The 24,065-nt window shown below is 68.8% G+C and carries 21 protein-coding genes; 10 read left to right on the top strand and 11 right to left on the bottom strand.

Annotated features, from left to right (window positions below):
- The first annotated feature begins 58 nt into the window (after positions 1–58).
- Together AAHF99_RS09550 and AAHF99_RS09545 are read left to right on the top strand one after the other, a co-directional pair.
- Positions 59–946: a cytochrome b/b6 domain-containing protein gene (locus tag AAHF99_RS09550; RefSeq protein ID WP_342163990.1), complete on the top strand. Its 888-nt coding sequence runs from the start codon at positions 59–61 to the stop codon at positions 944–946.
- Positions 943–1,866, top strand: coding sequence for a molybdopterin-binding protein (locus AAHF99_RS09545; protein ID WP_342163988.1), 924 nt, complete (start codon positions 943–945; stop codon positions 1,864–1,866). The genes AAHF99_RS09550 and AAHF99_RS09545 overlap by 4 nt, the downstream gene beginning before the upstream one ends.
- 33 nt (positions 1,867–1,899) lie before the next feature.
- Here AAHF99_RS09545 and AAHF99_RS09540 read toward each other — a convergent pair whose 3' ends face one another.
- The 9 genes from AAHF99_RS09540 to AAHF99_RS09500 all read right to left on the bottom strand — a co-directional run bounded on the left by AAHF99_RS09540 (position 1,900) and on the right by AAHF99_RS09500 (position 11,825).
- The gene (locus AAHF99_RS09540) at positions 1,900–4,218 is read right to left on the bottom strand and encodes a hybrid sensor histidine kinase/response regulator (protein WP_342163986.1); all 2,319 of its coding nucleotides are present in this window, start codon (positions 4,216–4,218) and stop codon (positions 1,900–1,902) included.
- 126 nt (positions 4,219–4,344) lie between these two features.
- Positions 4,345–6,063, bottom strand: a complete 1,719-nt coding sequence (locus AAHF99_RS09535) for a sensor histidine kinase (protein ID WP_342163985.1) — start codon at positions 6,061–6,063, stop codon at positions 4,345–4,347.
- Positions 6,060–6,284 (bottom strand): hypothetical protein, encoded by a 225-nt coding sequence (locus AAHF99_RS09530; RefSeq protein WP_342163984.1) that lies wholly within the window; start codon positions 6,282–6,284, stop codon positions 6,060–6,062. The genes AAHF99_RS09535 and AAHF99_RS09530 overlap by 4 nt, the downstream gene beginning before the upstream one ends.
- 4 nt (positions 6,285–6,288) lie before the next feature.
- Positions 6,289–6,483, bottom strand: a complete 195-nt coding sequence (locus AAHF99_RS09525) for a type II toxin-antitoxin system ParD family antitoxin (protein ID WP_342163983.1) — start codon at positions 6,481–6,483, stop codon at positions 6,289–6,291.
- A gap of 69 nt (positions 6,484–6,552) precedes the next feature.
- Positions 6,553–7,545, bottom strand: a complete 993-nt coding sequence (locus tag AAHF99_RS09520; RefSeq protein ID WP_342163982.1) for an HWE histidine kinase domain-containing protein — start codon at positions 7,543–7,545, stop codon at positions 6,553–6,555.
- 84 nt (positions 7,546–7,629) lie between these two features.
- Positions 7,630–8,907: a hybrid sensor histidine kinase/response regulator gene (locus tag AAHF99_RS09515; RefSeq protein WP_342163980.1), complete on the bottom strand. Its 1,278-nt coding sequence runs from the start codon at positions 8,905–8,907 to the stop codon at positions 7,630–7,632.
- A gap of 8 nt (positions 8,908–8,915) precedes the next feature.
- Positions 8,916–9,341: a response regulator gene (locus AAHF99_RS09510; protein WP_342163979.1), complete on the bottom strand. Its 426-nt coding sequence runs from the start codon at positions 9,339–9,341 to the stop codon at positions 8,916–8,918.
- Positions 9,325–10,449 carry a sensor histidine kinase gene (locus AAHF99_RS09505; protein ID WP_342163978.1) on the bottom strand — a complete coding sequence of 375 codons (1,125 nt, stop codon included), beginning with the start codon at positions 10,447–10,449 and terminating at the stop codon, positions 9,325–9,327. Before AAHF99_RS09505 ends, AAHF99_RS09510 begins: the two co-directional genes overlap by 17 nt.
- 299 nt (positions 10,450–10,748) lie before the next feature.
- On the bottom strand, positions 10,749–11,825 hold the full coding sequence (locus AAHF99_RS09500; protein ID WP_342163977.1) for a catalase family protein: 1,077 nt from the start codon (positions 11,823–11,825) through the stop codon (positions 10,749–10,751).
- A 224-nt stretch (positions 11,826–12,049) separates the two neighbouring features.
- Between AAHF99_RS09500 and AAHF99_RS09495 the strand changes: the two genes are divergently transcribed.
- Complete coding sequence (locus AAHF99_RS09495) at positions 12,050–13,132, top strand: catalase family protein (protein ID WP_342163976.1); 1,083 nt, start codon at positions 12,050–12,052, stop codon at positions 13,130–13,132.
- 38 nt (positions 13,133–13,170) lie between these two features.
- A complete protein-coding gene (locus tag AAHF99_RS09490; protein ID WP_342163975.1) occupies positions 13,171–13,740 on the top strand; it encodes a type 1 glutamine amidotransferase domain-containing protein in 570 nt (189 codons plus the stop codon).
- A 415-nt stretch (positions 13,741–14,155) separates the two neighbouring features.
- Here the strand turns inward: AAHF99_RS09490 and dps are convergent, their stop codons facing one another.
- Positions 14,156–14,692, bottom strand: coding sequence for a DNA starvation/stationary phase protection protein Dps (gene dps / locus AAHF99_RS09485; RefSeq protein WP_273560961.1), 537 nt, complete (start codon positions 14,690–14,692; stop codon positions 14,156–14,158).
- Between the two features lie 639 nt (positions 14,693–15,331).
- On the opposite strand from dps, the gene AAHF99_RS09480 reads away from it, so the two are divergent.
- The 6 genes from AAHF99_RS09480 to AAHF99_RS09455 all read left to right on the top strand — a co-directional run bounded on the left by AAHF99_RS09480 (position 15,332) and on the right by AAHF99_RS09455 (position 22,764).
- Positions 15,332–16,276: an SMP-30/gluconolactonase/LRE family protein gene (locus AAHF99_RS09480; RefSeq protein ID WP_342163972.1), complete on the top strand. Its 945-nt coding sequence runs from the start codon at positions 15,332–15,334 to the stop codon at positions 16,274–16,276.
- Positions 16,277–16,457: 181 nt separating this feature from the next.
- Positions 16,458–18,245 carry a thiamine pyrophosphate-requiring protein gene (locus tag AAHF99_RS09475; RefSeq protein ID WP_342163971.1) on the top strand — a complete coding sequence of 596 codons (1,788 nt, stop codon included), beginning with the start codon at positions 16,458–16,460 and terminating at the stop codon, positions 18,243–18,245.
- Between the two features lie 15 nt (positions 18,246–18,260).
- Complete coding sequence (locus tag AAHF99_RS09470) at positions 18,261–19,355, top strand: enolase C-terminal domain-like protein (protein ID WP_342163970.1); 1,095 nt, start codon at positions 18,261–18,263, stop codon at positions 19,353–19,355.
- Between the two features lie 247 nt (positions 19,356–19,602).
- Entirely contained in the window at positions 19,603–20,379 is a 777-nt protein-coding gene (locus tag AAHF99_RS09465) for a hypothetical protein (RefSeq protein WP_342163969.1), read from the top strand.
- Between the two features lie 14 nt (positions 20,380–20,393).
- The gene (locus tag AAHF99_RS09460; RefSeq protein ID WP_342163968.1) at positions 20,394–21,053 is read left to right on the top strand and encodes a gluconate 2-dehydrogenase subunit 3 family protein; all 660 of its coding nucleotides are present in this window, start codon (positions 20,394–20,396) and stop codon (positions 21,051–21,053) included.
- Positions 21,054–21,066: 13 nt separating this feature from the next.
- Positions 21,067–22,764 carry a GMC family oxidoreductase gene (locus AAHF99_RS09455; protein WP_342163967.1) on the top strand — a complete coding sequence of 566 codons (1,698 nt, stop codon included), beginning with the start codon at positions 21,067–21,069 and terminating at the stop codon, positions 22,762–22,764.
- Between the two features lie 213 nt (positions 22,765–22,977).
- Here the strand turns inward: AAHF99_RS09455 and AAHF99_RS09450 are convergent, their stop codons facing one another.
- On the bottom strand, positions 22,978–24,057 hold the full coding sequence (locus AAHF99_RS09450) for a molybdopterin-dependent oxidoreductase (protein ID WP_342163965.1): 1,080 nt from the start codon (positions 24,055–24,057) through the stop codon (positions 22,978–22,980).
- Positions 24,058–24,065: the final 8 nt, after the last annotated feature.

Below are 24,065 nucleotides of genomic sequence, written 5' to 3'. Positions count from 1 at the left end.
GCGGCCCGGCCTGCGGGTCGGTCGCCGCGCCCCGCGCATACCAGGATATGCTGCCTACGTGCCCCGCACCTACCTGACGCGCTCCGCCCCCGACACCGGCGAGGTTGAGCATCGGCGCTGGATGTTCCGGCACCCCGCCGTCATCCGCATCACCCACTGGCTCAACGCGCTCTGCCTGCTCGTGCTGCTGATGAGCGGCCTGCAGATCTTCAACGCCCACCCGGCCCTGTACTGGGGCAAGGTCTCGACCTTCGACCGTCCACTGCTGTCAATGACCTCGACCGAGGACGACCCGCCCAAGGGCGTCACCACGGTCCTGGGCCGCACGTTCGACACGACCGGCTGGCTCGGCTCCTCCGCCGGCGCGGACGGCGAGCCGGCCGATCGCGGCTTCCCGTCCTGGCTGACGCTCCCCAGCGACCAGGACCTCACCGGCGGGCGCAGCTGGCATTTCTTTTTCGCCTGGGCCTTCGTCCTGAACGGCGCCCTCTACCTGATGTACGGCCTGCTCAGCGGTCAGTTGCGCTTCCGCGTCGTCCCGCAGCGCGATCAGGTCCGGCACCTCGGCGCCTCGATGTGGGAGCACCTGACGCTCCGCTTTCCGCACGGCGACGAGGCCAAGCGCTACAACGTCATTCAGAAGCTCACCTACGCCGTCGTGCTGTTCGTGCTGCTGCCGGTGCAGGTTCTGGCCGGCCTTACGATGTCTCCGGCCATGGACGCGGCCTTCCCGTTCCTGCTGACGCTGTTCGACGGGCGGCAATCGGCGCGGACGGTCCATTTCGTCGTGGCCGCCCTGCTGGTCCTTTTCGTGGTCGTTCACGTAGCCCTGGTCGTGCTCTCGGGCTTCTGGAACAACATGCGCGGCATGCTCACCGGCTGGTTCGTGATCGAGCGCCGGATCGAGCCCGCCCCGGTGGCCGACAACCTGGAGGACCGCGCATGATCCGGCAGCCCAGCCGACGGTCCCTCCTGCTTGGTGCCACCGCGGCCGCTGGCACCGCGATGCTCGGCGGATGCGACCGCCTCGGCGAGGCCGAATGGTTCCGGCGCACGCTCAAGACCGGCGAGGACGCCAACCTGTTCGTCCAACGGCTGCTGCTGACGGAGCGGACGTTGGCCCCTGAGTACGCCGAGGCCGACATCTCGCCGTGGTTCAAGCCGAACGGCACCGAGGACCCACCGGACAAGGCCTACAAGACGCTGGCACGGCGCAAGTTCGCGGATTACCGCCTGGAGATCGGCGGGCTGGTCGAGACGCCGCTGAAGCTCTCGCTGGCGGAGCTGCGCAGGCTCCCGTCCCGGACGCAGATCACCCGCCACGATTGCGTCGAAGGCTGGAGCGCCATCGGCCAGTGGACGGGTGTCCCGTTGGCCGACCTTCTGGGGCAGGCCAAGCTCAAGCCTGAGGCGCGCTACGTCGTGTTCCACTGTGCCGACACGATGGACCAGGGCGAGGACGACGGCGTGGATGCGCCGAACGATGGCGACCCGGGCGGCCAGGAGGCTGGCGGCAACGCCAACCCGGCCATGACGAAGCAGTCAGGTGGTGGAGAGGACAAACGCGACTCCGGCGGGCAGCAGGCCGCGGATGCCGAGCCGGCATCCGAGCCGGTGCGATACTACGAAAGCATCGACCTGGTGGACGCGTTCCACCCGCAGACCATCCTGGCCTACGAGATGAACGGCAAGCCGCTGCCGGTGGCGAACGGGGCGCCCTTGCGCCTGCGGGTGGAACGCAACCTCGGCTACAAGCAGGCCAAGTACGTGATGCGCATCGAGGTCGTGGAAAGCTTCGCCGGCATCGGCGAGGGCAAGGGCGGCTACTGGGAGGACCAGGGCTACGCTTGGTACGCGGGGATCTGACCCGCTGCGGCAAGCCCCGGTCCGGCGCCGGGGCTAGTGCTCCGCGATGAGTTCCCTGATCCGCGAGGCGAGAGCCTCCATCGCGAACGGCTTGGTCAGCACCTGCATGCCGGGTTCCAGGTGCCCGTGGCCGAGCACCGCGTTCTCGGCATAGCCGGTGATGAACAGCACCTTGAGGTCCGGGCGCCGTTCCCGCCCGGCGTCGGCCATCTGACGCCCGTTCATTCCACCCGGCAGGCCGACGTCGGTCACCAGCAGGTCGAGGCGTACGTCCGACTGCAGCACCTTGAGGCCCGCGACGCTGTCGGCCGCCTCGATGGCCGTGTAGCCCAGATCCTCCAGAACCTCGGTGACGAGCATGCGCACGGAGGGTTCATCGTCCACGATCAGCACCGCCTCGTCCCGCCCGGCGCGGGCAGCCTCGGTTAGCCTCGGCATCGCGTCGTCGGTATCGGCGTCGCCGTAGTGGCGCGGCATGTACAGGCACACGGTCGTGCCCTGCCCGACCTCCGTGTAGATCCGGACCTGTCCCCCCGACTGCTTGGCGAAGCCGTGGATCATCGAGAGACCGAGGCCCGTGCCCTGGCCGATGGGCTTGGTCGTGAAGAAGGGCTCGAACACCCGGGCGACCACCTCCGGCGACATGCCGGTGCCGGTATCCGTCACGCACACCGAAAGGTACTGGCCCTCCGGGACATCGTGCCTGACCGCGGTCGGTCGATCCAGCCACTTGTTGGCCGTCTCGATGGTGATGCGACCGCCGTCCGGCATGGCGTCGCGGGCGTTGATGCACAGGTTGAGCAGCGCGTTCTCAAGCTGGCCCGGGTCGATCAGCGCCGGCCACAGGCTCGCGGCCCCCACGACCTCCAGGGCGACCTGCGGACCGATGGTCCGGCGGATCAGTTCCTCCATGCCGGCGATGAGGCTGTTCACGTTCGTCGGCTTGGGCGTCAGCGTCTGCCGGCGCGAGAAGGCGAGCAGGCGGTGGGTCAGCGCGGCGGCCCGCTTGGTCGCCCCCTGCGCGACGGTCATGTAGCGGTCGAGGTCGCCGAGCCGTCCCTGGCCGATGCGGGCCTGCATCAGTTCCAGCGAGCCGGAGATGCCGGCCAGCAGGTTGTTGAAGTCGTGCGCCAGGCCGCCGGTCAACTGCCCGACCGCCTCCATCTTCTGGGACTGGCGCAGGGCCTCCTCGGTCTGGGCCAGTGCCTCTGCCTGCTCCCGTTCGACGGTGACGTCCCGCCCCGTCGCATAGGCATAGTCGCCGGCGGGCGCAGCGACCCAGGATATCCAGCGGAGGGAGCCGTCCCTGTGGCGGTAGCAATTGACGATGCGGGGCTGGCCGCCGACGGCGGCGAGGGCGTTCGCATCCGCCGTCCCGGCCCGGTCGTCGGGAACGATGAACTCGTTCACGTGATGGCCGACGAGTTCCTCGGGCGCGTAGCCGAGCATCGTCGTCCAGGCCGGGTTGACGCGCCGGAACACGCCGTCGAACCCGATGACCAGCAGGAGGTCGGGCGAGGTGTTCCAGAGGGTGTTGAGCTCCAGGGTGCGCTCCTGGACCTGCTGTTCGAGCGTGTCGTTCAGCGTCCGGAGCTCCTCCTCCGCACGCTTGCGGGCTGTGACGTCGTTGAAGAAGATGGCGATGTGCCGCTCGGCCGGGTCGCCGACCCGGATGGCGCGCACGTCGAACCAGCGTTCGAACGCCTCCGCGTAGCTCTCGAAGTTCGCCGGCTCGCCGGTCGAAGCGACGCGCCCGTAGGTCTCGAACCAGAACCGCTCAAGGTTGGGCGCGAACTCGGTGACCCACTTGCCGCGCAGGTTGACGCCGGCCTGTCGCTCGAAGGCGGGATTGGCCTCCAGGAAGCGGTAGTCCACCGGCCGGTCGTCGACGTCGAATTTCACCTCGACGATGGCGAAGGCGGTTTCGACCGTCTCAAGCAACGTCCTAAAGCGGTCCTCCGTCCGACGGAGCCGCTGGCCCGCCTCGTGCTGGCCGGTGCGGTCGCGCACGATCTTGACGTAGCCGCGGTGGCTGCCGTCATCGCCGCGCAGCGGCATCAACTTGCCGGAAGCCCAGAACTCGGTGCCGTCGCGGCGGAGGTGCCACCGTTCGTCCTCCGCCCGATCCTCGGCGAGGGCGGTCCGCATCTCCGTCGCCGGTATTCCGGCGGCTCGGTCCCTTTCGGTGTAGAGACGGTCGGCCGGCGTACCGAGGATCTCCTCGCGTCGCCAGCGAAAGATGGCCTCCGCCCCTGCGTTCCAGTCCGTGACGATGCCGTCGAGATCGGTCACCACGACCCCGAAGTCGATGGCGCTCTCGATGACATGCTGAAGGTGGCGTCGTGCGGGCATGGTTCCCTGTAGCCGATTCCCCGGCGAAAGTTGGGCCCGCCCGTCCGAACCGTTGGCGGTCGCCATGCCGCGAAACGGGCCATGGAACTCGTATGGCTTCGCGTCGGCCTTGCCGTCGCACCGTCGTCAGTGGGCCGCGGACGACCGATGGGGCTCGAGCATGCCGGCGCTGGCGGCCAACGGCACGTCGAGCGTACAGCGCAGCCCCATGGCTCCCATGTCGAGGGCGACGCGACCGTCGAGCTCGCGTTCCACGCTGGCGCGGATCAGGCGCGACCCGAAACCCGGCCGCCCAGGCGCCCCGCCCGACGGGGTGCCCTCCTCGACCCAGTCCAGGCACAGGCGGCGCGCGCCGACGTCGTCGACCGTCGTCCGCCAAGTAATGCACACCGTCCCATCCTCTACCGACAGCGCGCCGTGCTTGGCCGCGTTCGTGACGAGCTCGTGGATCGTCATGCCGAGCGACAGCACGTGCCGGGCCGGGAGGTCGATATGTGGCCCGTCGACGGCGAAGCGGTCGGGGCCGTCGCGGTAGGGGCCGATCTCGCCCTCAAGCACCTCGTGCAGGGGAGCGCCCGACCAGTCCTCCCGGGTGAGCAGGTCGTGGGTCTTCGACAGCGCCAGGATGCGCGCCTCCAGCCGCTCCCCCGGAGCCTCGCCGCCGCGGCTCGCCTGACGGGCGAGGGCCTGGACGGTGGCAAGGGTATTCTTCACCCGATGGTTCAGCTCGTGCAGCAGCGTGACCTGCCGTTCCTGCATCTCGCGCCCCCGGGTGATCTCGTCCCGCAGGTCGGCCTCGTTGCGCTGCAGGCTCGCGGCCATGCCGTCGAGCTTGTGCCCAAGACGACCGAACTCGTCGCCGCGGGTCATGCCGATCCGGGCGGACAGGTCCCCCTCACGCCACGCGGCGGCGGCTCGGAGCAACCGGTCGAACGGGCGGCGGATGAAGAAGCGTGCGGCCAGGAGGGCGGCGCCGAGTGCGAGCAGGACGCCGAGCCCGATGAGGACCAAGCCGCGGCGGGTCGCAGCGTCGACGTCCGCGAAGGCGACGTCCCGGTCGCGCCCCACCGTGACCCAGACCCCGGCGGCCGGTCCCTTGGGGGTGGCGTTGGCGAGGACGCGCTCGCGTCCGTCGATGCCGAGGTCGACCCGTACGCCCTCGCCGCGTTCCGCGAGGATCTTCTGTCGCTCGCCGGGAATGGGCTTGCCGACCCACTCCTGCCCGTCGGGCCGGCGGATCATGATGACCTTGTCAGGGTCCGCGACGGTCAAGGTGGTCGACGGAAGCCGCAGGTCCTTCTGCAGGTGCAGCGACAACCAGTCGAGGTCGACGGCAGCGACGAGGACGGAGGCGACCGCGCCGTCGGGCCCGGGGAGTGGCTTGGCGAAGTGGACGCTGTCCTTACCCGTGGCGACCCCGCGGGCATAGCCGCCCATGGCGAAGCCACTTTTGGCCATTGCGGCGCGATGGTAGGCCCGGCCGGCGTTCGAGTAGGACCCTGGCGGCGAGCCGATGCTGTTGCATACGACGGTCCCGTCCGGGCGCGTCAGCGCGAGGAGGTTGAGGTGGGGCAGATCGGTGGCGGCGCCGCGGAGGTAGTCGGTACACGCGGCGGGATCGAGGGCGAGCACCCGCGGGTCGCGGGCGACCAAGTCGAGCGACTGCCGGACCGTGTCGGCGACCTGGGCGAGGTCATCGGCCACCGCGCGCGCGGTGGCGACGGTGTCGGCTCGCACGGCCTCGTCGCGGGAGGCGCGTAGCGCGTACTCGTTATAGCCCTGGATGACGAGCGCCGGCGCCAGGGCGAGCAGGATCAGCAGGACGATGCGCGTGGTAAGCGTCATTCCTCGGTCATCCCGCGGACGAGGGCCGCGAGGGCGTCGACAGGGAACGGCATCGTCGGCACCGCCCTCGCCGGTTCGAGGTGGCCGGGGCCGGGCGCGGCGCTTCCGGGGTAGCCGGGGAGGCCGAAGTCCATGACGCGCGGGTGAGCGGACCGGTCTCGCCGCGGGACCGCCGCACGCATGGCCTCGCCGCCGCGCGGGGAGTTGTCTTTGGTACGCATAATCTCAGCGGCTTACCGCGTGAACGGTCGAGTGGGCGTTCCGGTGGTCCCGAAAGTCGTTCTCGCGCTCGTCCAACAGGCGCAAGGCCGCGCGGACGACCTCGCTGAAGTTTCCGTAGCGTCCCGAGGCCAACAACCGTTCGGCGACGGCGTGCAGCTCCGGACTGAGCGAGATGGTGACGGATCGGCGTGCGGCCACGACGGTCCTATCGCCTGTGTGAACTGTTCACACAATCCGCCAGGTCGTCACGGCTTTGGGGCTCGCATCTCACGCGCGGGGGAGCGGGATGCGGACGCCGATCCGCAGCCCGTCGGCCTGGTGGCACGCATCGACCTTCGCCGCCGTCTGGGCCGTGAGGATCTTGTTCAGCAGACGCGTCCCAAACCCCGTGCGGGAGGGAAGCGTCGGCGGCGGTGCGCCATGCTCCGTCCATGTCCAGGCCAGCCACGGCCCGTCCGGGCCATCCTCGACCCCCCAAGTCACCTCGACGCTCCCGCCCGGGCGGGACAGCCCGCCATGCCGGAGGGCGTTGGTGGTCAGCTCGTGCAGGGCCATGCTGACCGGCACCGCGAGCTCGGACGGGAGTTTGAGGCTGGGCCCGTTCAACGTGACCCTTCCTCCCTCGTCGTAAGGGTCGAGCTCGGCGCGGAGCAGGCCCTCGAACGAGGCGACCTGCGCCTGGTCCTCGGTGATCAGCGCATGCGTCCTGGCGAGCGAGAGGATGCGGCCGCCGAACGCCCGGGCGAATTCTTCCATCGTGACCGAGGATCGCATGGTGGCGTTCAGCACGGCCTGCACGGTAGCCAGCGTGTTTTTCACCCGGTGGTGGAGCTCGCGCACCATTAGGGCCTGGCGGTCCTCGAAAGCTCGGCGCCCGGTGACGTCGCGCTGGGCCGAGACCCAGTTGGTGATGTGCCCGTCGGCGTCCCTGACCGGAGTGATCAGCCATTCGACCCGGTAGGTCGAGCCGTCCTTGCGATAGTTGAGCGCCTCGCCCTGGAAGGCCTCGCCGGCGAGCAGGGACTTCCGCGCCGCGTCGAGTGGGGCCCGTTCCGTCCCCGGCCCCTGGAGGAAGCGGGGAGAGCGCCCGACGACCTCGTCGGGTGCATACCCGGAAAGACGTGTGAAGGCGGGATTGGCGTAGAGGATGGCGGGGCCGGGTTCGTCGAGGACAGCGGTAGTGATCAGGACCGCCTCCCCGGTAGCCTCAACCGCGGCTAAGAGGAGACGCAGGTCTACCCCGCCCAGGCTTACATCCACTCGCCGCGACAACTCTACACCCCTTCACCCGAACCGGCAGCTTCCAGAACCCGCGATGGCCCGGATCGAGCGATGCACCCGGCCTTACAACCCGCCGACTGACCCCCGGTTGCGGCCAGGTTTGCGACGACTCGGAACGTTGCGGGCGTCCCCACCGGCGGGCGTCCGCTTTTCGTCATGGACGCCGCCGCCAGGTTCTATCCCCGTCGTGGTGGACATGCCGGTCGTGGCTGCGGGGGCCGGGAGCACGAAACTGAAGGTCGTTCCTCCGTCGAGGACGCTTTTCGCGGTCAACACGCTTCCCTGGCGCTCGACGAGGTCTCGGCACAGCAGCAGGCCGAGGCCGCTCCCGCGCTCGCCCGCCGTCCCGTTCGTCGTCGTCCGCCGGTCCAACCGGAACAGGTCGTCGACCTTCCCCGGCGGCATGCCGACCCCGGTGTCGGCGACCGAGATCTCGACATCCCCGCCGTCGCTCCGGCCGGCAAGCGTGATGGTCCCCCCGGGGAGCGTAAACTTGACGGCGTTGCCGACGAGGTTGCGCAGCACCGTGGTGAGCATGTCCCGCTGGGCCCGGACGACGACCCCGCCGCAGGAGGTTTCCAGGTTCAGTCCCTTGTCGGTGGCGGCCTCGGCCGCACCTTGCATCACCTCGGTCGCGACGGCGCCGAGGTCGACGTCGGTCAGGGTCACCGCCATCGTGTCCATCTGCAGGCTCGCCCAGGAGAACAGGCTCTCCAGCAAGGCGTAGGCCTGCGTCGCCGCCTCGTGGATGCCCTTCGCCCGGCGCTCGATGGAGGCGGGGTCGCGCGCCGCGACGGCCTTTCCCAGCACCTCGGACAGGCCGAGCAGCGCCTGGAACGGGTTGCGCAGGTCATGGGCGATGATAGAGAACAGGAGGGACTTCTGCCGGTTCAGGGTGTCGAGTTCGAGCGACTTCGCCTCCGCCTCGCGGCGCGCCGCGGCGAGCTCCGCCTGGAAGGCCTGCCTGGCCGCGGCGTAGCGGATCGCACGGGCCAGGCCGGAGGGCGTGACCTCCGCCTTGTCGAGGTAGTCGAGCGCGCCGGCCCGCATCAGCCGGGTCGCGAGGTCCGGGTCGGCCTCGCCGGTCAGCATCAGCACCGCCCTGGCCCGCCCCTCGGCCGCCAGCAAGGTCTTCAGCAACGCGAAGGTGTCGATGCCCGGCAGCCGGTAGTCGAGCAGCACGCAGTCGAAGGTTTCCGCCGCGGCGAGGCGCAGGCCCTCGTCGCCTCCGGACGCCTCGGCCAGGGTGTGCGCGAGCCCGGACTTGGCCAGCGCGCGGCGCACGGCCGCCCGGTCGACCGCGTCGTCGTCGATCAGCAGGATGCGGGTCGGGCTCGCCACCGAGATGGCTATGCCGGGAACTCCACGACCTTCCAGTAGTGCTCCAGCAGCGCCACCGCCTCCATGAAGGTGTTGGCCGGGTCGCGCTTGACTATGTAGCCGGCGACGTTGTGCCCGTAGGCGCGCATCCGGTCCTCGTCAGCCTTCGACGTGGTGATCATGAACACCACCGCCGAGCGCAGGTACTCGTCAGCCCGCACGGCCTCCAGGAACTCGATGCCGTTCATGCGCGGCATGTTCAGATCGAGCAGGATCAGGTGCGGCCTTGACAGCGGCTCGCGCCCGTCCCCGCCGCGCAGGATCTCCAGCGCCTCGATGCCGTCGCGCGCGACCGTGATCGGGTTGCCGATCTTGCTCTTCTTGAAGGCGCGCTTGAGGCCCTGGACGTCGACCTCGTCGTCGTCGACCAGCAGGATGTTAACCGTCGAGCCCATCCGCCTGTCCCTTCCGGCCGTCGAGCGGCCACTTGAAATGCACCGCCAACCCCCGCCCGTCCGCCCCGTCCGCAAGCCAGACCTTGCCGCCGTGCCGGTCGACCAGCTTTCGCACGATGGCCAGCCCCATGCCGCTGCCCTCGACCTCGTCGCGAGGCTTGAGCGTCTGGAACATGCCGAAGACGCGCTCGCGGAACTGCTCAGGGATGCCTGGGCCGTCGTCGGTCACGACGAACTCGACCGCGTCCCCCGTCGGCTTGGCCTCGACCCGGATGTGCCCCTCGGCCGGCCGATCGTGATGCTTGATGGCGTTGCCGATCAAGTTCTGCAAGGCCTGGGTGAGGGGCGCCCGAGCCGCCTGCATGGTCGGGAGGGAGTTATCCGCCGTGATGGTGAACCCCTCGGGCGGGCTGACCAGGACCGCGAGCTCCTCGACGAGCGCCCTGGTGTCGATCCGGTCGACGGCGGCCTCGCCGCGTCCCGCCCGCGAGTAGGCCAGGAGGTCGTCGAGCAGGCTGTCCAGCCGACGCACCCGGCTCTTCAGCAACTCCATATTCGTCTGGACGTCGCCGGTCAGCGACCCTTCCAGATCCTCCTCGATCCACCCGACGAGGTTCTCGATTCCGCGTAAGGGAGCCTTCAGGTCGTGCGAGGCGACGTAGGCGAACTGCTCCAGTTCCTCGTTGGAGCGGCGCAGGTCGATGGCGTGCCGGGCGAGCCGGCGTTCCATTCCCTTGCGCTCGGTGATGTCGGTGTTGGTCCCGAACCAGCGCAGGATGCGACCGTCCGGCCCGCGGTGCGGTTGAGCCAGCGACAGGAACCAGCGGTACTTGCCGTCGGCGCCGCGGAGCGGGAAAGTGTCCTTCCAGGGCTCGCCAGTCCGGAACGCCTCGCCGATGCGTTCCACCACACGCTCGACATGGTCGGGGTGGTGGACGTCGCGCCAGCCCCACCCGCGCATCTGTTCGAGGGTGGTGCCGGTGTAGTCGTACCAACGCCGGTTGTACCAGATGATGTCGCCGCCCGGCTCGGCGACCCAGGCCATCTGCGGCAGCGCGTCCGCGAGGGCTCGGAAGTCGTCCGCCGTGAGGTTCGCGGCTCGCTCCACGCATCCACTCCTTCGTCTATGGCGGTGACAGGGAGGATGCCCGCCACCCGCTCCGGGACGGGCATGGCGCCCCATGCGGTGACAAAGCGGCGGCGCCAAGGCTCACCGACGCCCGAGCGGATTGACCGACATCGGTTGCGTGGACATCCCCACCTCGACGGACCCGGCTCACTCGACCAACGGAGTGGCGCGCTCCGGGTCGCCTGACGGTGCCGATGGCTGGCCGAAGGTTCGAGGCCTCCCACGCGAGAAGGCTCACCCTTCGCAGCGAGCGAAATGCATTCCCGGATCGAGGAGCCTCACCGCCCCGCAGCGGGCTCGTGGATCGGGCAACCATTGAAGCGCTGCCGGAACTCCGCCGAATGCCTGTAGGGCGCGTTGCGGGCGCGGTTGACGTTGCCGAGCGGCTGATGCGCCGCGAGCCCGGTCCACACCGCGAACCGCATGCGCTCGTCCACGTCTTCGACGCGCCCGGCGTCCCAACTGTCCTGCGGGCGCACGGTGATGGTGGCGACCCGCTGGAACGGCGCCTCGTCCTCGCCCCACGGCACCGTCGGGTCCTCGACCGGCTGGCGTTCAAGGTCGCGGCAGAGCTGCACCCGGAACTCCCAGACGCCCTCGATGCCCGCCATCTCGGCCTGCACGGTCTCACGGATCGCGTCCGGGCGGCCGGAGGCGTCGATCTCGGTGCCGGTCAGCGCCGTCAGCGCCGGGGCGACGGGAGCGACAGAGAACTTGGCGATGTGATCGCCGTACCGGAACGGGGTTACGCTGTAGTAGGTCTCGCCGAGCGGGTCGACGTTCGGCGCGCCGCCGAGCGAGCCCAGGGTCGGGCTCTCGATGCCGACCGCGGTCAGCGCCTTGTTCACCCCGCGCAGCACGGTGGAGGCGGCGACCTTCACGCCCTCGATCCGGTCGGTGGTCCTGGCCAGCAGCTTGAGGCTGCCAAGGAACTTCTCTGCGTTCGGCGCCTGGAAGACGGGGCCGTTCACCATGACGAAGTCCTGGGTCGTCCCTTCCGCGTCGGGAAGGCGCTCCCCGGCCACGTCCAGGACCTTGATCGCGAGGCCGCGCGGAAGGGAAACCGCGTCGGGCAGGATGTCGCCGGCGTTCGTCGACATCCGCATGTAGACCTTGTGCTCGCCCGGCTTGGCGAACAGCCCCTGGGCGAGCTCGGGCGGCAGCCCCGCATCGATTGTCAGCGTGCCCTCCAGGATGCCGTGCGACTTCGCGTGGACCGAGCGGACGGCGTGGCCGGAGTCGTTCGCGACCGTCTCCAGGATGGTGTCGAACGTCTCGTTGAGCTGCTCGATGGTCCGGCCCTCGTCGGGCCGCACATGCTCGACGTCGGGGCTGTATCGGACGGGTGCTTGCAAGGTGTGATGTCCTTCGTCGGTCTTCGACAGAACCGGTCGAAGCGGCCGACGTTCCGGGTTGCGGGTCACTCAATCGCCCGTGAACGAAGTCGGGAACGCCGCGTTGCCGGCATGCTCGTCCCGAGGCGGTCCCCGTGGGGTCCGCGGTCCCACGACGTTGAGGCGGGGCGGGAACGGAACGCCTTCGGCTCACCCGGTGGCCGAGGCGCACGGGAAAGACCGGCATGACCTACCTGCGCTACGCCCCCGAAATCGAGCGGCCCGCCCCGGACGAGCAGGAGACCATCGACGGCATCATCCAGGGCATGACCCAGCAGTCGCAGACGGTGGAGAAGCGCGAGCATCACGCGGTCCGCGCCAGCCACGCCAAGAGCTCCGCCTGCGTGACGGGCGAGTTGACGGTCGCCCCCGGCTTGCCGCCCGAGCTGGCCCAGGGCCTGTTCGCAACCCCGGGGACGTACCCCGTCGCGGTGCGCCTGGCGCAGGGGCCGGGGGAGACCCTGGGCGACAGGGTCTCGACCCACCGCGGCATGTCCATCAAGGTCTTCGGCGTGAGCGGCGACAAGCTGCCGGGCCACGACGTCGACACCCAGGATTTCGTCCTCGCGACCGGCACGACCTTCCCGTCGGGCACGGCGGCGGGGTTCCTGCGGGACGGCACCGTCATCGGCAAGTCGACGGGGCTTCCGGAGATCTTGAAGAGCGCCGTTTCCTCGACCGCGCGCAACCTCAACAAGGTGCTGCACGCCTTCGGCACGGAGAGCGCGATGGCCGATTTCTTCGGGCATCCCTACAGCCACCCGCTCGCCGACAGCTACTTCAGCCAAGCGCCCGTGCGCTTCGGCGACTACGTCGCCAAGCTCGGGGCCGTGCCGGCGACCGATGCCCAGCGCTCGCTCTCCGAATGGCGCCTCAACCCACGCCAGGACGAGAACGGCTTTCGGCATGCCGCGCTCGCCTTCTTCCGTGAGAACGACGTGGTGTTCGAGCTCAAGGCGCAGCTCTGGGCGGACGCCAAGAAACAGCCCATCGAGGACGCCTCGGTCGACTGGCCGGTCTCGGTCAGTCCCTACCGCACGGTGGCCACGGTCCGCCTGCCGCGCCAGGACGCCTACTCGCCGGAGCGGGTACAATACTTTGACGAGGTAATGACCTTTCGCCCGGCGCACAGCCTTGCCGCCCACCGCCCGCTCGGCTCGGTCATGCGGGCTCGTCTCCAGGTCTACCAGGCGCTGAGCGACTTCCGCCATCGGGAGAACGGCGTGACCGCCGAGAACACTGCCTCGCCCGAGAGCATCCCGGCCTGAGCCGGCCCATCTCCAAGCCACGCAGAGAGGAAGAACCGATGACCCTTCAGGGAAAGACCATCGCCATCCTGATCGCCCCCCGGGGGACGGAGGAGCCCGAGTTCACCAAGCCGCGGGATGCGCTGCTAGCGGCCGGCGCGGCCGTCACGGTGGTCGGGCTTGAGGCGGGCGAGGCCGAGACGGTCAACAACGACCTCGACCCCGCCGGGAAGTACCCGGTCGACAAGGCCATCGATGCGGTGTCCGCCTCGTCCTTCGACGGGCTCGTCATCCCCGGCGGCAGCGTCGGGGCCGACAAGCTCCGGGGCAGCGAGGCCGTGGTCGGCTTCGTCCGGGACTTCTTCCAGCAGGGCAAGCCCGTCGGCGTCATTTGCCACGGGCCCTGGACGCTGGTCGAGGCCGACGTCGTGAAGGGCCGCAAGCTTACCTCGTTTTCTACCGTGAAGACCGACATCCGCAACGCGGGCGGGGAATGGGTCGACGCGGAGGTTGTGGTCGACAAGGGCCTCGTCACCAGCCGCAACCCGAAGGACCTGCCCGCCTTCTGCGCCAAGATCGTCGAGGAGTTTGCCGAAGGACACCATCCTGACCAGGCTCGCAGCGCCTGAGGCCGCCCTTCGTCAAGGCGTCGGGCCGGTTGCCCGGCGCCCAATTTCAGGAATCGATATCTCACGTTTTTCGACCAAGGTCGTCCTGGTCGCCGGTGTCGCATCCCGCATCGGTGACACCACTGCACGCCGCTTCGACGAGGAGGCGGCGAGCCTTGCCCTCGCCGACCTGAACGGCAAGGGCCAGGATCGGGGCGTCGCCGGGATTGGGGACGGACCGGACGCTTGCCCGGGTCGCCGACCTCTCGCACGCCGACCGGTGCCGGGAGGTCGTCTTACCCCCTGGTCGGCATCGCGCCGTACCACCGCTGGTGAACCTCGTGTCGGCCAAGAAGCCTCGGCCGACACGACCATATGGATTGATGGCCGTTGGCCGCCCCTCCGTTGGGTCGGACATGGAGAGGCGGGGCTTTCCTCAGTTGCGAGCGTCTCCATCCCGCATCTGGCCCGTCGGCTCCTGGACGTGGGCTTCGAGGAACCAGAGCTGCTTGTCGACGGCGCGGGAGACCTCGGTGAACAGGTCCGCCGTGTCGGGGTCGCCTGCCTCATCCGTCTCGTCGATGTTCTCGCGTACGGCGTTGGCGTAGGCGGCGTAGCTGTCGATCAGCGCGGCGACGTGATCGGCGATGGCGTAGATCCCGGTCGGGTAGGCCGGCAGTTTCGTCGCGTCCGCAACGACCTGCGCCGTCCCCAACGCCGTGCCGCCGAGCTGAACCGCCCGCTCCGCGACCTTGTCGTTGAGGTCGCTGATCTCGGCGCGAAAGCCGTCCAGCATCAGGTGGATGCCGATGAACTGCGGTCCCTTGAGGTTCCAGTGGGCTTGCTTGATCGCGAGCGCGAGGTCGATGCCGTCGGCCAGCCGCGCGTTCAGGGCGTCGATGGACACCCTCTTGGCGTTGGAATTGGTGTTGTTGCGGGTCTGGTGAGTGCGCGGGGTGCTGCTCGTTGCCATGCTTCTGCTCCGTGATGTCGAGGCGGCAATTGTGGAGCGTAGGGGAGGTTCCTTCCGCCAAGTTTAGGCCTCGAAGGTTCCTGGCCCCGATTCTTCGGCGGGATGGCGCCGGTCCGTCGTGGCTCGCGGCGGCGCAGGCTTGTGGCTGTCCGGGGGCGGGGACGCCCGAACGTCGGACATGCATCATGTCGGCATGTCGGTGGATGCCCAAAGGCCCCAAGAACCCTACGGGTACCGAACTCCCCATTCATCGCTCCCACCTGCCGAGATGCGGTCCTCCCCCCACGCTGGCGAAGCGGCACAAATGGATCTCGGCATCGGCGGACGGGTGGCCGTCGTGACCAGCCGAGTCGATCCCGTCCGAGGGGATCGTACGAACATCACCTCGGGATCGGTCCCGCGGACTCCCCAGCGCAGGTCAGGTGGCACGGACGCGTCAACATTGCCGTGCCGGTTGCGTAGGGACATCGAACGGCTCGGCGTCATCCTCGACCCATGGCCTTCGACGGCCACGTGTCCATCCCGCAGTACCCGATGAGTAAGCCGGGGATGGCGGGAGAACGACATCCACCGAACGGGATTAGCTGTCCGAGACATGCCTCACTCGGAGGCCTCACCGATTTCGTTCCGGGAGGGATCATGAACGCCGAACCCGCGTCGAACCTGCTGCGGCGCCCCGGCCCGCCCGAGCCCGTCCCCCACGTCGATCCACCCCGGGCGTCCGACCCGCGCTTCACCGAGGTCCTGCCCCACCATGCCCGCCTCGTCTCGCTCTACGACCAGGCAGTATTCAGCGAAGGGCCGACCTGGTGGCCCGCACGGGACATCCTGGCTTGGTCGGACGTCGAGGGCCGCCGGGTGCTCGGCTGGCACGCAGACGGCTGCGTGCGGGTCGTCATCGACGCCACCCCGTTCATCAACGGCAACACGGTCGACCGCGACGGCAACCTCGTCCATTGCGAGCACGGCAACCGCCGCCTGTCACGCACGACCCCGGACGGACGCTACGAGGCCCTCATTGAGACCTATGAGGGCCGCCGGTTCAACGCTCCGAACGACGTGGTCTGCAGCGCCGACGGCGCCCTCTGGTTCACCGATCCAGCCTACGGTCTGCGGCTACCCAGGCAGGGGGTGTTGGCCGCGTCCGACCTGGGCCATCACAGCGTCTACCGCTTCGACCCGACGGACGGCTCCGTTCGGCGCATGGCCGACCTCGGCCAACCGAACGGGCTGGCCTTCTCGCCGGATGGGCGCACCCTGTACGTCAGCGACACTTCACGGACCGAGGGCGGCGATGGGCACACGATCCACGCCTATCCTGTCCTCGCTGACCGAACCCTGGGCGAACCGCGGGTCTTCGCCGAGATCGAGCCCGGCGTGCCGGACGGCTTCCGTGTGGATTATCGCGGCTGGATCTGGACGAGCTCAGAGGCAGGGGTCCAGGTCCTCTCCGCCGAGGGGCACCGGCTCGGACTGATCCCGACGCCCCAGGTGTGCTCCAACCTCTGCTTCTCCCCAGAGCAGCGACGGCTGTTCATCACGTCCAAACAGCACCTGTACGCCCTGGACCTCGCCGCCCGGTAGATCGGGATGAGATCACGGCATCGTCAGAACGCTTCGGAAACTCCTAGGAACCCGGGTTCTCACGCGAGGTTGGCCTCGGACGAAGGGAGCCGTGTGCCGGTACACGCAGGCTCCATCCCATGCCGCCCCCGACCACATGCGCCAAGCGGGCGGCACTGATACCCATCGCCGAGGACCCGACATGGCTGAAGCCGTCGCCGACTTTTTCTGGAAGCGCCTGGCCGAGTGGGGAGTGAAGAAGATCTTCGGCTATCCCGGCGACGGCATCAACGGCCTGCTCGGCGCCCTCCAGCGCAACGACCTGCCGTTCGAGTTCATCCAGGTCCGCCACGAAGAGATGGCGGCGTTCATGGCCGCGGCCTACGCCAAGTTCACCGGCGAGGTCGGCGTCTGCATGGCGACCTCCGGTCCCGGCGCGACGCACCTGCTCACCGGGATGTACGACGCCCATCTCGACCACGTGCCGCTTCTCGCCATCTGCGGGCAGCAGGCGCGCAACGTCAACGGCGCACACTACCAGCAGGAATTTGACCTCACGAGCGTCTTCAAGGACGTCTCGGCCTACGTACAGCAGGCGTCCTCGCCCGCGCAGGTTCGCCACATCGTCGACCGCGCCATGCGGATCGCCAAAGCTGAACGGAAGGTCTCGGCCATCATCCTGCCTAACGACCTGCAGGACGTTCCCTACGAGGAGCCGGTACGCAAGCACGGCAACACCTTCTCCGGTGTCGGCTACACCGCCCCGAAGGTCGTGCCCTTCGACGCCGATCTGCGCCGCGCCGCCGACGTGCTGAACGCCGGCAAGAAGGTCGCGATCCTGGTCGGTGCTGGCGCCTTGCACGCCACCGACGAGGTCATCGCGGTCGCCAACAAGTTGCAGGCCGGCGTCGCCAAGGCGCTGCTCGGCAAGGCGGCCCTACCCGACGACCTGCCCTTCGTGACCGGCACCATCGGCCTGCTCGGGTCCAAGCCGTCCTCTGACATGATGGAAGACTGCGACACCCTGCTGATGATCGGCTCCGGCTTCCCCTGGGCCGAGTTCTTGCCGAAGGAGGGGCAAGCCCGCGGTGTGCAGATCGACATCTCTCCGGAGATGCTGTCGCTGCGCTATCCGATGGAGGTGCCGCTGTGCGGCGAGTCCGCCGAGACCTTGCGCGCCCTGCTGCCGCTGCTTGACCAGAAGAAGGAGGGCGGCTCCTGGCGTACCGGCATCGAGAAAGGGATGGTTTCCTGGTGGAAGGAGGCTGAGGACCGGGCCATGGCCAAGGCCAACCCGGTCAACCCTCAGCGCGTCACGTGGGAGCTGTCGCCGCGGATGCCCGAGCGGGCGATCATCACCTCGGATTCCGGGTCCTGTGCCAACTGGTTCGCCCGCGACTTGAAGATGCGCCGCGGCCAGATGTGCTCGCTCTCCGGCGGCCTCGCCTCCATGGGTGCCGCGGTCCCCTATGCCATCGCGGCGAAGGTAGCCCATCCCGACCGGCCGGTGATCGCGCTGGTCGGGGACGGGGCCATGCAGATGAACAACATGGCCGAGTTGATCACCGTGGCGAAGTACATGCACCGCTGGTCCAACAAGACCTGGATTTGCTGCGTGTTCAACAACGAGGACCTGAACCAGGTCACCTGGGAGCAGCGGGTGATGGAGGGCAACCCGAAGTTCGAGGCGAGCCAAACCATCCCGAACGTGCCCTACCACAAGTTCGCGGAATTGATCGGCCTGAAGGGCATCTACGTCGACGATCCCCAGCGCATGGGGGCGGCTTGGGACGAGGCCCTCGCTAGCTCCGTGCCGGTGGTGCTGGAGGTGAAGACCGACCCCGAGGTGCCGCCGCTGCCGCCGTTCTTCACCTTCCAGCAGGTGCAGAACTTCATGTCGATGCTTGGCAAGGGCGATCCGAAGGAGCGCCATCTCCTCGTCGACACCGCGCGTCAGGTGCTGAGTTCCGTCCTGCCCGGCAGCAAGTAGGACGGCTTCCGCGGCATGCGTGACGATCCGAGGATCGGAACGGTGCGGGCGCGAGCCTACACCGTTCCCACCGACGCGCCGGAGGCGGACGGTACCTTCGCCTGGGACCAAACGACGGTTGTCGTCGTCCATGTCGAGGCCGGTGGTGAGACCGGCCTCGGCTACAGCTACACCGACGCCAGTGTCGCGCGCTTGATTGTAGGCACGCTCGCATCGCGTCTTACCGGGTTGTCCGCCTTCGACATCCCGCGGGCCAATGCCGTGCTGTGGGGTGCCGTGCGGAACCTTGGTCGCTCCGGGCTCTCCGCCACGGCGATCTCGGCATTGGACACCGCCTTGTGGGACCTCAAGGCACGCCTCCTCGACGTATCCCTGGCGAGCCTGTTCGGACAGGCGCGGGAACACGCGGAGATCTACGGAAGCGGCGGCTTCACGAGCTACGACGACCAGCAATTGCGCCAGCAGCTTGCCGGATGGGTCGAGCGGGATGGCTGCCGGGCGGTGAAGATGAAGGTCGGCAGCGCTTCCGAGCGTGACCCAGCCCGCATGGCGGTCGCGAAGGCGGCCATCGGCGATGCGCGCCTGTTCATCGACGCCAACGGCGCTTCCACCCCAAAGCACGCCATCGGCGCCGCGCAGGTGGCGGAGCGGTTCGGCGTCGCGTGGTTCGAGGAGCCCGTGTCCATTGACGATCCCGTCGGGATGGCTTCCGTCCGCACCTCGGCGCCTGCCGGCATGGAAATCGCCGCGGGCGAGTACGTCTATACCCTGGACGACTTGCGTGGGCTGCTCGACGTGGGGGCGGTCGACGTGGCCCAAGCGGACGTAACCCGCTGCGGCGGTTACAGCGGGTTCCTGAAAGTAGCGGCCTTATGCGAAGCGGCGCATTTGGACCTGTCCGGCCATTGCGCCCCCGCCTTGCACCTCCCAGCGGCCGTTGCCGCCTGCCGCTTCCGACACCTCGAATGGTTCCACGACCACGTCCGCATCGAGCGGATGCTGTTCGACGGGGCGCCCGTCCCGCGCGACGGCGTGATTACCCCCGACCTGACCCGGCCGGGACACGGCCTCACCCTCAAGATCCGGGATGCCGATGCCTATGCCGTCTGACCGCGCCTCCCAAGCACCGGGACGACGCGCTGCCAGCGTCAAGCGTCGTGTCGCACCCGTACGGGTCGAGGCGACAGTCCACCCGGTGGTGGTTCTCGCCGCCGTGGCAGCGGGGGCCGGTTTGTTGACCTGGTTCGCGGCCGGGCGTTCAAAGCCCTTAGGGCGTGCGACCGGCAACCGCAGATACAGCCCACGGGGGCGCGAGGTCACCGCGAGCGCTGCCCAGCGCCTGAACCACGCCTCGACGATGCTTGCGGCCTCGGTCCTGTTCGATTCCGGCCTGGAGCACTACCGAGGCCAGTTCTTCAACCGGGCGATGTACACGCCCATCGTCGTGTCCAGCGTCACTCTGGCGGCGTCCCTGCACGGGGCCGGCGACACCGACCCCAGCAGCTCCCGCGTCCGGCACGGGGTGCAGGCGCTCGCCGGCCTGACAGGGCTGATCGGCTTCGGCTTCCACGCATACAACGTCGGCAAGCGCGAGGGCGGGTATTCCTTCCAGAACCTATTCTATTCCGCCCCCATCGGCGCGCCGATGGCGCTGACGCTGGCGGGCGTCCTTGGGGTGGTCGCCGAGCGCGTGCGCGACGCCGACCCCGACGAGCCCCGCCTCGCCGGTCTGCCGGCCGGGCGTTCCCTGGCAGTCGCCACGGCGGGCATGCTCGCCGGAACGACTCTGGAGGCTGGGCTGCTCCACTTCCGGGGTGCTTTCCAGAACCCGGCGATGTTCGTTCCCGTCACCCTGCCACCGCTTGCCGCCGCCCTTCTCGTCCGCGCCGCGACCAAGCCGGAGGGAGCGAGTCAGGCCGGCGCCAAGTGGGGGATGTGGGCGGTGTCGGCGATGGGCGTCGGCGGCGTTGCACTCCACGCCTACGGCGTCGCCCGGATGATGGGCGGCTGGGCCAACTGGCGCCAGAACCTCATCGACGGGCCGCCGCTGCCGGCCCCGCCCTCCTTTTCGGGAGTGGCGCTCGGGGGGCTCGCGGCCCTCGAACTCATCGAACGCAGCCGCTTCCGCTTTTGAGCCGAGAGATCATTATGCGTTCGAGACTGGACCTTTATCCGGGCTACGACGTGCTCGCGAAGCGCGACGGCCCGTCCTGGAACGCCAAGACCCGCGAGGTCCTAGAGGAACGGCTCGCCATCGGACCCGAGACGCGCCGCTTCTTCAACGATATCGAATGGTCGACGATGACAGCGCTGGCCGAGCGGATCGTCCCGCAACCCGCCGACCGGGGGGATCCGGTCCCAGTGGCCGCCCTCGTCGACCATAAGCTCGCGACCGATACCCGCGATGGCTACCGCAACGCCGAACTGCCCGAGGAGCGTGATGCGTGGCGCCTGGGACTACGGGCCCTCGATAGCGAGGCAAGGGCACGGTTCGGAGCACGCTTCCACGAACTCGGCGCCTGGGCGCAGGACGAGCTACTGAAGCTTGCTGAGAAGGGCGACCTGACCGGCGCGGTTTGGGAGGGCATGCCCTCGAAGCTGTTCTTCCACCAGCGCATCCTCGCCGACGTGGTCAAGGCGTACTACGCCCACCCCACCTCCTGGAACGAGATCGGCTGGGGCGGCCCGGCAAGCCCGCGCGGCTACGTCCGCATGGATTTCGACCGCCGCGACCCCTGGGAGGCTGCCGAGGCCAAGCCCGGCCGCGAGGATGAGGCCTACCAAGAGAATCTCCAGGTTGGCCGATAAGGATTCCCCTACGATGCGCATCCCCGGCCTCGGCAACGCCGCCGACAACCCCAAGCACGCCACGCCCGGCGACGACCCGGAGCACCATCCCCGCGCCCGCGACGGTCGCGCGCCCAACGTCATGCGGATCGGCGAATGGGTGCCGATGCGCCAGCACCGGGACGAGGAGGAGGTCGACTTCGCCATCGTCGGCACCGGGGCGGGCGGCGGAACCTTGGCGTGTCGGCTCGCGGAGGGCGGCCTCTCGGTGGTGGCCTTCGATGCCGGACCGTATTTCCGGCCGCTGGAGGATTTCGCCTCGGACGAGAGCCACCAGTCCAAATTGTACTGGACGGACGAGCGCATCGTCGACGGCGAGAACCCGCTGCAGATGGGCTCGAACAATTCCGGCAAGGCAGTGGGCGGCTCTACCGTCCACTACGCCATGGTGGCCCTGCGCTTTCGACCGGAATGGTTCAAGACCCGCACCCTGATGGGCTACGGCGCAGACTGGCCGCTCGATTGGCGGGAGATGTGGCGCTACTACGATCAGGTCGAGGACGATCTGAAGATCTCCGGTCCGGTCAACTATCCCTGGGGGCCGCACCGGCGGCGCTACCACCGCCGCGCGCACGAGATTAACGCCGCCGCCAAGGTGCTGGCGCGGGGCGCCGAGGCGATGGGCATCGGCTGGACGCCGACGCCCCTCGCCACGGTCTCGGCTCCGCATGGTGACGCGCCACCATGTGTGTACCGGGGCTTCTGTACCCTGGGCTGCTCGACCAACGCCAAGCAGAGCGTGCTCGTGAGCTACCTGCCCCGCGCCCTGAAGGCCGGCGCCGAGATCCGCGACCTCGCAATGGTCGGGCGGATCGAGACGAGGAACGGTCGTGCCACCGGCGTCCACTACTTCCGCGAGGGGAAGTGGCGGTTCCAGCGGGCGAAGAACGTGGTGGTGGCGGGCTACGCCATCGAGACGCCCCGGCTCCTCCTGAACTCGGCGAACCAGGAGTTTCCGGACGGGCTCGCCAACTCCTCGGGCCTCGTCGGCAAGAACCTCATGGTTCAGGGTAACCAAGCGGTCTGGGGCGTCTTCAACGAGGAGATCCGCAGCTACAAGGGCCCGCCCTCCCTGGCGATCAGCGAGCACTGGAACTACGACGATAAGGGCTATGGTCCCTTCGCCAAGGACTTCTTCGGCGGATACTCATACATGAGCCAGGGGCCGCTACCGCAGCTCTGGGCCAACACCCAGGCCTCGGCGCACGGCCTGTGGGGCGAGGCGCTCGTCTCGGAGATGCAGCGCTACAACCACGTCGCCGGGCTGAAGGTCGTCTCCGAGTACATGCCGCAGGAGCGCAACCGGGTGACGCTCTCGGACGTGAAGGACCAGTACGGGTTGCCGGTGGCCCGCATCACATACTCCTGGTGCGACAACGACAAGGCGCTGAACCGCCACGCCCTGAAGTTCATGCGCGAGGCCCTGTCAGCCGCGGGCGGGCGCGAGGTCTGGGACCAGGGCGACGACACCTGCCACCTCAACGGCACGGCTCGCATGGGTGCCGACCGGCGCACCTCGGTGGTGGACGCCGATTGCCGGTCCTGGGACATCCCGAACCTGTACGTTTGCGATGGTTCGGTCTTCCCGACGGTTGGAGGCGTGAATCCCTCGCTCACGATCCAGGCGGTCGCGTTGCGCACCGCGGACCGGATACTCGCGGGAAGGTGGTGACCGGCATTGCTGGTTGGTGACATGACGATCGGGTCGGAATGGCTGGCTATCGTGACATCGGATCGTCACACCGTCTGGGGCGCTGCCAGTCACCGGTTGGCGTCTACTGTACGGGTCGCACTCGATATGGAACGCATGACCAGGGCTGGGTCGACCGCCGGCGGGGACGTCGTTTACGATGGCGAAGGTCGTTGACCGTTTGGTCGCCCGTCCCTAGGTGACGTTCACCCGCACCCGATGCCAGCAGGCGCACAGGTAGCCCTTGTGGTTCCACGTCTCGTCCGGCAGTGCCGGCTGCGTCTGCCCCGCCTCGTCCCAGGCGCGCACGACGAGCTCATGCCCGCCCGGGCACAGGTCGAGGTCCGTGCTCCAGAACGTCCAGGCGAACGGAGCGTCGGCCTCGTGTTCGAGCTCGGCCTGCACCCAGGACCGGCCGCCGTTCCCGGAGACGTTTACGCGTACGACGGCCCGGTCCCCGCTCACCGCGTAGCCGCGGACCCTGTTGCTCCCCGACTTGAGGGCGGCCCCGGACCCGGGCTCGCAGATCGCTGCATTCAGCGGCATCGTGTCGATGGTGTGCCCCTTGGCAGGATCGGCGGTCTCGGCGGTCACGTCGGCCGGGTACAGCTTGTAGTCGCCGGCCTGGATCGGGTTGTCCGAGGGGTGGTTCTGGACGCTCAGGCGCCGGAGCCATTTGGGGCTGCGCACGCCGGCGAAGCCCGGCACCACAGCGCGGACCGGAAAGCCATGCTCCGGTAGCAAGGCCTCGCCGTTCATGGCGTAGGCCAGCAGGGTCTCGTGAGCCATGGCCTTAGCGAGCGGGATCGAGGCGCCGTAGGGATGGCCCTCCACCGTGTCGTGGCTCTCAAGGGCGACATAAAAGCCCAGGCGCTCGACGACCCCCGCCGCGCGCAGGACATCGCCGAGCCGTACCCCGGTCCAGTCCGCGGTGCCGATGGCGCCGGCGTCCCACGGGTCGCCCGATACCGGGGCGACCGCTCGCATGTCGGCGCGACGATTGCCGGCGCACTGCATCGTGGCCGTGACTGCGGTTTCGGGGAAGCGGGCACGCAGGTCCGATAGCGACAACTCAAGCATGGTGCCGGTTCCGCCATCGACGGTGAGGCGCCAGGTTGCCTCGTCGAGGTCCGGCAGGTCGCCGTGCGAACGGACGTAGAAATCCTTCGCCGACGTCCGGTAGGTGGCCCGCAATCGGTCGAGGGGCGGTTCGGCGTTGTAGGGTCGGTCGCCGTGGACGATCAGGCGTGTCTTGCGCTCGGTCAGGCTCGACATCGGGGTTC

It is taken from the genome of Methylobacterium litchii (assembly GCF_038442315.1).
GTDB lineage: Bacteria > Pseudomonadota > Alphaproteobacteria > Rhizobiales > Beijerinckiaceae > Methylobacterium > Methylobacterium litchii.
Note: the sequence above shows the minus strand (reverse complement) of the source record. Positions and strands in the feature narration are given on the sequence as shown.

Bases quoted from the DNA above. Each gene is read 5' to 3' on its own strand.
- AAHF99_RS09545 (WP_342163988.1), top strand. From the start codon at position 943: ATGATCCGGCAGCCCAGCCGACGGTCCCTCCTGCTTGGTGCCACCGCG.
- AAHF99_RS09540 (WP_342163986.1), bottom strand. From the start codon at position 4,218: ATGCCCGCACGACGCCACCTTCAGCATGTCATCGAGAGCGCCATCGAC.
- AAHF99_RS09535 (WP_342163985.1), bottom strand. From the start codon at position 6,063: ATGACGCTTACCACGCGCATCGTCCTGCTGATCCTGCTCGCCCTGGCG.
- AAHF99_RS09530 (WP_342163984.1), bottom strand. From the start codon at position 6,284: ATGCGTACCAAAGACAACTCCCCGCGCGGCGGCGAGGCCATGCGTGCG.
- AAHF99_RS09510 (WP_342163979.1), bottom strand. From the start codon at position 9,341: ATGGGCTCGACGGTTAACATCCTGCTGGTCGACGACGACGAGGTCGAC.
- AAHF99_RS09495 (WP_342163976.1), top strand. From the start codon at position 12,050: ATGACCTACCTGCGCTACGCCCCCGAAATCGAGCGGCCCGCCCCGGAC.
- AAHF99_RS09490 (WP_342163975.1), top strand. From the start codon at position 13,171: ATGACCCTTCAGGGAAAGACCATCGCCATCCTGATCGCCCCCCGGGGG.
- dps (WP_273560961.1), bottom strand. From the start codon at position 14,692: ATGGCAACGAGCAGCACCCCGCGCACTCACCAGACCCGCAACAACACC.
- AAHF99_RS09480 (WP_342163972.1), top strand. From the start codon at position 15,332: ATGAACGCCGAACCCGCGTCGAACCTGCTGCGGCGCCCCGGCCCGCCC.
- AAHF99_RS09475 (WP_342163971.1), top strand. From the start codon at position 16,458: ATGGCTGAAGCCGTCGCCGACTTTTTCTGGAAGCGCCTGGCCGAGTGG.
- AAHF99_RS09470 (WP_342163970.1), top strand. From the start codon at position 18,261: ATGCGTGACGATCCGAGGATCGGAACGGTGCGGGCGCGAGCCTACACC.
- AAHF99_RS09465 (WP_342163969.1), top strand. From the start codon at position 19,603: ATGCTTGCGGCCTCGGTCCTGTTCGATTCCGGCCTGGAGCACTACCGA.
- AAHF99_RS09460 (WP_342163968.1), top strand. From the start codon at position 20,394: ATGCGTTCGAGACTGGACCTTTATCCGGGCTACGACGTGCTCGCGAAG.
- AAHF99_RS09455 (WP_342163967.1), top strand. From the start codon at position 21,067: ATGCGCATCCCCGGCCTCGGCAACGCCGCCGACAACCCCAAGCACGCC.
- AAHF99_RS09450 (WP_342163965.1), bottom strand. From the start codon at position 24,057: ATGTCGAGCCTGACCGAGCGCAAGACACGCCTGATCGTCCACGGCGAC.